At 72.6% G+C, this 5,617-nt stretch carries 5 protein-coding genes, 1 tRNA gene, 1 other RNA gene and 1 pseudogene; 5 read left to right on the top strand and 3 right to left on the bottom strand.

Annotated features, from left to right (window positions below; genetic code table 11):
* Nucleotides 1-463 (bottom strand): annotated as a pseudogene (locus AC1DV7_RS18015) (hypothetical protein); the annotation flags it as partial.
* 154 nt (nt 464-617) lie between these two features.
* On the opposite strand from AC1DV7_RS18015, the gene AC1DV7_RS18020 reads away from it, so the two are divergent.
* Both AC1DV7_RS18020 and AC1DV7_RS18025 read left to right on the top strand, forming a co-directional pair.
* Nucleotides 618-1,526, top strand: coding sequence for a DUF4397 domain-containing protein (locus tag AC1DV7_RS18020; RefSeq protein WP_477598710.1), 909 nt, complete (start codon nt 618-620; stop codon nt 1,524-1,526).
* 5 nt (nt 1,527-1,531) lie between these two features.
* Nucleotides 1,532-2,203, top strand: coding sequence for a class F sortase (locus AC1DV7_RS18025; protein ID WP_477598711.1), 672 nt, complete (start codon nt 1,532-1,534; stop codon nt 2,201-2,203).
* A 128-nt stretch (nt 2,204-2,331) separates the two neighbouring features.
* On the opposite strand, the gene AC1DV7_RS18030 is transcribed toward AC1DV7_RS18025, so the two are convergent.
* Together AC1DV7_RS18030 and AC1DV7_RS18035 are read right to left on the bottom strand one after the other, a co-directional pair.
* Nucleotides 2,332-2,419: transfer RNA gene (locus AC1DV7_RS18030), tRNA-Ser, on the bottom strand.
* Between the two features lie 72 nt (nt 2,420-2,491).
* Nucleotides 2,492-3,007: a DUF3817 domain-containing protein gene (locus AC1DV7_RS18035; RefSeq protein ID WP_477598712.1), complete on the bottom strand. Its 516-nt coding sequence runs from the start codon at nt 3,005-3,007 to the stop codon at nt 2,492-2,494.
* Between the two features lie 96 nt (nt 3,008-3,103).
* Here AC1DV7_RS18035 and ffs point away from each other — a divergent pair.
* From ffs to AC1DV7_RS18050, 3 genes are all read left to right on the top strand, one after another.
* Nucleotides 3,104-3,200, top strand: an RNA gene (ffs, locus tag AC1DV7_RS18040) — signal recognition particle sRNA small type.
* Nucleotides 3,201-3,532: 332 nt separating this feature from the next.
* Nucleotides 3,533-4,348 carry a hypothetical protein gene (locus AC1DV7_RS18045; protein ID WP_477598713.1) on the top strand — a complete coding sequence of 272 codons (816 nt, stop codon included), beginning with the start codon at nt 3,533-3,535 and terminating at the stop codon, nt 4,346-4,348.
* Between the two features lie 22 nt (nt 4,349-4,370).
* The coding region (locus AC1DV7_RS18050) for a DNA polymerase III subunit gamma and tau (RefSeq protein ID WP_477598714.1) at nt 4,371-5,617 on the top strand (1,247 nt) is incomplete at its 3' end.

Below are 5,617 nucleotides of genomic sequence, written 5' to 3' on the forward strand. Positions count from 1 at the left end.
CGTATGGCGCCGCGGGCGGCTCTCCGGGCCCCGCCGGTGGCGCCGCGGGCGGCTCTTTGCGGGCCGCCGGTGGYGGGGCTGRCGGCTCTTCGCGGGCTGCCGGGGGTGCGGCGGGCGGCTCCGAGGGTGCCGCGGGTGCAGGGGTGGGCGGCTGCGAGGCCGCCGGTGCGGGGGCGGAGAGGTGTGCCGCGCGCAGTGGCGTGGCGGGACGTGGTGGCTCGACCGTCGTCCGCGAGTCCTCCTGCAGAGCCTGGACCAGGGTGGCCACGGCCTCTTCCAGCTCGGCCAGTGAGGCGGCCGGCAGGACGGGCGTCGGCGTCGAGGCGCGGTCGCCGCCGGGGTCCTCCGTGATCGCCCGGGTCTGGTTCTCGGCGGGAACGCCAGCCCGCTGCGTCTCCCGGGGTCCGTCCCGATGGGGCTGGGCACGGCTGGAGATCTTCTTCTTCTTGCGCGTCGTACTCATCGTGACTCCCTCCCGGCCACGTCGAGTATCGGTCGAGTCGGGCCCGGCGGTACACCCCAACAGTCGGATTTACGTCATTTGCACGAGCCACCCCTGAGGGTGCGGGCTCATAGTCGCCTCATCCGGTCACCGCTGACCGAGGTGGGAGAGTCCGATGCGCCGCACCGTCACGTCATTGCTGGTCAGCGCGTTGGTAACGGTCGGAGCGGCGTCCCTGGCCGCCACGTCCGCCTCCGGAGCGGAGCCGTCGGCTCCCGCGCCGTCGGTCGCCGACCGGGCCACCCTCTATGTGGTCCAAGGTGTCGACGCCGCGACGATGTCCCTCGCCGTGGACGGCAGGGTGGTGGTCAGGGAGGCGGTGGAGAAGACCGTCGCCGGCCCCTACCGGCTGACCCCCGGAACGCACACCGTCACCGCCACCCCGACCTCGGGTCCGCCCGTCAGCGCGAGCCTGACGGTCAAGGCCTGGGAGAGCATCGATGCGGTGCTCCACCGGCAGGTGGACCCGTCCAAGCCACCGGTGTTCACCGCATACCCGAACGACCTCACACCGGTGACGGCGGACAGCGGGCGGCTCACGGTCGCCCACACGGCCGCCGTCGGGCCGGCGGACATCCGGGTCAAGGGCAAGGTGCTGTTCGCCAACGTGGCCAACGGCGAGGAGCTCACCCTGACGGTGCCGTCCGGGACCTACCCGGTCGACATCGTGCCGACCGCCGCCACCTCACCGGTGGTCCTCGGCCCGGTCGACCTGCCGGTGGCCGCGTCCGCCCTCACGCGGGTGTTCGCCATCGGGGTCGCCGCGACCGGCTCGATGGACGCAGTCGTGCAGGTGCTCCCGGTCCCCAGCCGGGGCTCGGGGTCCACCGTGTCGAAGGTGGACGCGGGTGACGGTGGCCAGGCCCAGGCACTCATCGCGGCCCACACGCGGTCGGGCGCCGCGGGCTCGGGTGCAACGCGCTCGAGTCCTGGCGCGTCGCCCGCGCCGGGCCTGGTGCTCTGGCTCGTCGTCCTGGCCGTCCTGCTCCTGGCGGCGTCGCGGAGCGCACGACGGCGAGCCTGATCGCGATGCGCGGCCGGCGGCTCGGGGCGGCCGCGACGGCCGTCCTGCTGCTCGGGAGCTGCGCCCCCACCGGTCGACAGGCCGAGGGCGCGGTGCCCACAGCGGCCCCGGCCACGACCACCACCACCTCGTCACCGACCACGCGCGACAGCACTGGTGGCGGCGCGGTGCCGGCGCAGTCCGGAACGGCGGCTGCCAGTCAGCGAAAGACATTCGTGCCCAAGCGGATCCGCCTCCTGTCGAGCGGCGGCGCCACCGCGTCGATCCACGGTGTGGATGCGGGCGCAGGGGGTGTGTTGGAGCTGCCCCCGAACCCTGGCGACGTCGGGTTCTGGGTGGGTGGCTCGCTGGCCGGCGAGCTCTTCGGCAGCGTCGTCCTGGCCGGTCACATCGACTCGAGGCAACGCGGCGTGGGCTTCTTCGCGAAGCTGCTGGACGCCGAGCCTGGCGACCGAGTCGAGCTGGGCGGCGACGGCGTCCGCCTGACCTACGTCGTGAGGTCCAACCGCGAGGTGGCCAAGGGGGTGCTGGCCACGGATGCCGACGTGTTCGACCGGCGGGCACCGGGCCGGCTCGTCCTCATCACCTGCACCGGGACCTTCGACGCCCGGACCCGTCACTACGACCACAACCTCGTCGTGCTGGCCGAGCCCCTGGGCGCACCCCGAGCCGGGTGACCTCCCCTGACTTGTTGCTGACCGGTCGTCACCGGGGCCGGGACTCGGGGCGTGTTGCCGATCTCCCGGCAACACGTCCTGGTGGCGTGCATGAGAAAGGCCCCCTCACCTGCTCGGGGGCCATCTCGTGGCGGAGGATAGGGGATTCGAACCCCTGAGAGCTTTCACTCAACACGCTTTCCAAGCGTGCGCACTAGGCCACTATGCGAATCCTCCGCGGAGGAGGCTACCCGAGCGGTGGCCCACCACTGAAATCGCTTGCCGTCCACCCTCCTCGTCGCGCGGAGCTCAGCTCGGCGAGCCCGCCGGCGGGCCGACCAGCAGTGCCATGGCGGTCAGCCCGGCGACCGCCAGGACGGCCACCGCTGCAGCCGCAACCGGGCGGGCGAGCATCCAGGCCTGCGCCCGTTCGAGGACGCCTGCGGGCTCTTCTCCGCCGGGCGTCAGGCGCCACGGGCCGGCGAGGTCACCCCGTCGCTCCGCGCGACGGTCGAACCACACCGTCATGAACGGCGGCACGGCGCTCGCGAGCCCGAGCACCGTGGTGCCCGGAGACCAGCGCTGGTTGACGGCCACGAAGACCACCGTGAGGCAGTAGGCGATGAACACGACGCCGTGCGCCATGCCGAACACGCGCACGCCGAGCTCGGTCGTCCCGGTCCCGTACTTGAGGACCATGCCCACGAGCAGGAGCGCCCACGTCACCGCCTCGGCGACTGCGGCACGACGGAACAGGGTGACGGGCGACAGGCCACTCACGGCGATCTCTCCAGGGGTCCAGACGGGGTCTCGGGGAGCGACCATGGTCTCAGTGGCCGACGAGCCCCGGACCCGCACCCCCGGGTGCAGCGGCTCCGGGGGCGGATTCGCTGGCGACCCGCACCCCCGTCTAGACTCGGTGCAGGCACCCCGTGTGGTGGTACCTCTCCGAACTCCCCCAGGGCAGGAATGCAGCAAGGGTAGGAGAGCTCTTCCAGGTACGCGGGGTGTCCCTTTGCGTCCGGGATGTTCCCTTCGTGCCAGGAGTTTCGCCCGCTTGGCACCATGCGACCCAGCCAACTGCTTTGGTGGTGGCACGGGAGGTGTGCCGTGGGAGGACCTGCACGATGGACGTCGGTGGTGGCTGCCCTGGTGCTGGCGGGGTGCAGTGGGGCAGCGTCGCCTGACGCCGCCACTCCAGCTGCGAGGCCCGCGACGTCATCCGGGACCGCGACGACATCCGGGACCGCGACGTCCTCCACCTCCGCGGACCCGGCGCCGACGGCAGGCGCGCCCACGTACGCCTTCCAGGACTCCAACTTCCGGATCCTCCTCGTGGGACCTGACGGGGTGACGCAACCGCTTGGCTCGCTGACGTCCGGTCCCGAGGACAACCCCGACTGGTCCCCCGACGGGTCACGGCTGACCTTCGTCGGGCAGGGCACCGACCTCGGGAGCCACCCCGGCCTCTGGGTGGTCGGCGCCGACGGCACCGGGCTGCGGCGCCTGGTGGACTGCATCGGCTCCTGCCGGTTCGTGGACGACCCGGCCTGGTCCCCGGACGGTGACGAGATCGCCTTCACCCGGCTGGCCCCCGGCCCCAAGGCCGGCGGCACCCTGGAGGTGGTCGACGTCCTCAGCGGCAGGACCCGGACCCTCCTCACGGCGAAGCCCGGCGAGGGCTACGCCGGCGTCCGGTACGCCCCTGACGGCAAGGCCCTGGTCCTCGAGTGGGTGCACGCGACGGTGCAGGACTACGACGACACCAAGGGCGTCACGCTCATCGCCGTCGACCTCACGACCTCCCCGCCCCGGACGAAGGCCCTCACCGATCCGGCCCTGTTCGCGCAGACCGCGGACTGGAGCCCGAAGGGCGACCTGATCCAGTACGCCGCGCTCCCGGCGGCAGGTGCCAGGGGGACCGACCTCTACCTCGTGCGCCCTGACGGGACCGGTCGCCGGCGCCTCACGACCCTGACCGACCGGGGTGGAGCTGCCGAGCACGCAGACTTCTCCAATGACGCCCGGACCCTCGTCTTCGTCGGAGCCGACCCGCAGCACGGGCTCGACGGGCTCCTTCAGGTGGACGTGGCAACGGGGACGGTGAGCGCCTTCGGCAAGGGCAACCTCACGGGCCACCACCCGCGCTCGCGACCGGTCCCGTAGCGGTGAGCACGCGGCATACCTGATGTCGTCGGGGGCGACTAGGGTTCCCGAGGTGAGCACCGCCCTGTACCGCCGCTACCGGCCCGAGACCTTCGCCGACGTCATCGGCCAGGAGCACGTGACCGAGCCGCTGATGCAGGCGCTGCGCACAGGCCGGGTCAACCACGCCTACCTCTTCTCCGGCCCGCGCGGGTGTGGCAAGACGACCAGTGCGCGCATCCTCGCCCGGTGCCTCAACTGCGAGCAGGGCCCCACGCCCACCCCCTGCGGCACCTGCGACTCGTGTGTCGCGCTCGCGCGCGGTGGTGCCGGCAGCGTCGACGTCATCGAGATCGACGCGGCCAGCCACGGCGGTGTCGACGACGCGCGCGACCTGCGCGAGCGCGCGTCCTACGGCCCGGCCCAGAGCCGCTACAAGATCTACATCATCGACGAGGCCCACATGGTCACGCCGCAGGGCTTCAACGCCCTGCTCAAGATCGTCGAGGAGCCGCCCGAGCACGTGAAGTTCGTCTTCGCGACGACCGAGCCCGAAAAGGTCATCGGCACCATCCGCTCGCGTACGCACCACTACCCGTTCCGGCTCGTGCCGCCGGGTCAGCTCACCGACTACATGGCCACGCTGTGCCAGCAGGAGGGGGTGGCGGTCGCGCCGGGCGTGCTGTCCTTCGTCACCCGGGCGGGCGGTGGTTCCGTGCGTGACTCGCTGTCCGTGCTCGACCAGCTCATCGCCGGGTCCGGCGACGAGGGCCTGACCTACGAGGGCGCGGCCGCGCTGCTGGGCTTCACGGACGGCGAGCTCCTCGACGCGATCGTCGACGCCTTCGCCGCCGGTGACGCTGCGGGCGTCTTCCACCAGGTCGATCGGGTCATCGAGACCGGGCTCGACCCCCGCCGGTTCGTCGAGGACCTCCTCGAGCGCCTGCGCGACCTCATCGTCGTCGCGGCCGTCCCGGACGGCGCCTCGTCGGTGCTGCGCGGGGTGCCCGAGGACCAGCTCGAGCGGATGCGCCAGCAGTCCATCGCGTTCGGCACCGGGTCCCTGTCGCGCGCCGCCGACATCGTCAACGCAGGGCTCACCGAGATGACCGGCGCCACCGCGCCGCGGCTCCAGCTCGAACTGATCTGCGCGCGCGTCCTGCTCCCGGCCGCCTCCGGCGAGAGTGGGTATGCCGCGCGGCTCGACCGCCTCGAACGTCGCCTCGACGTCGAGGGCGTCCCCTCCGTGACCCGCGCGCCCGCGCCGGTCGCCGCCGCGCCCGCGCCGGC

It is taken from the genome of Pedococcus sp. P2_E4 (assembly GCF_056403935.1).

Coding starts and splice junctions, on each gene's coding strand:
- AC1DV7_RS18020 (WP_477598710.1), top strand. CDS start 618: ATGCGCCGCACCGTCACGTCATTGCTGGTCAGCGCGTTGGTAACGGTC.
- AC1DV7_RS18025 (WP_477598711.1), top strand. CDS start 1,532: ATGCGCGGCCGGCGGCTCGGGGCGGCCGCGACGGCCGTCCTGCTGCTC.
- AC1DV7_RS18035 (WP_477598712.1), bottom strand. CDS start 3,007: ATGGTCGCTCCCCGAGACCCCGTCTGGACCCCTGGAGAGATCGCCGTG.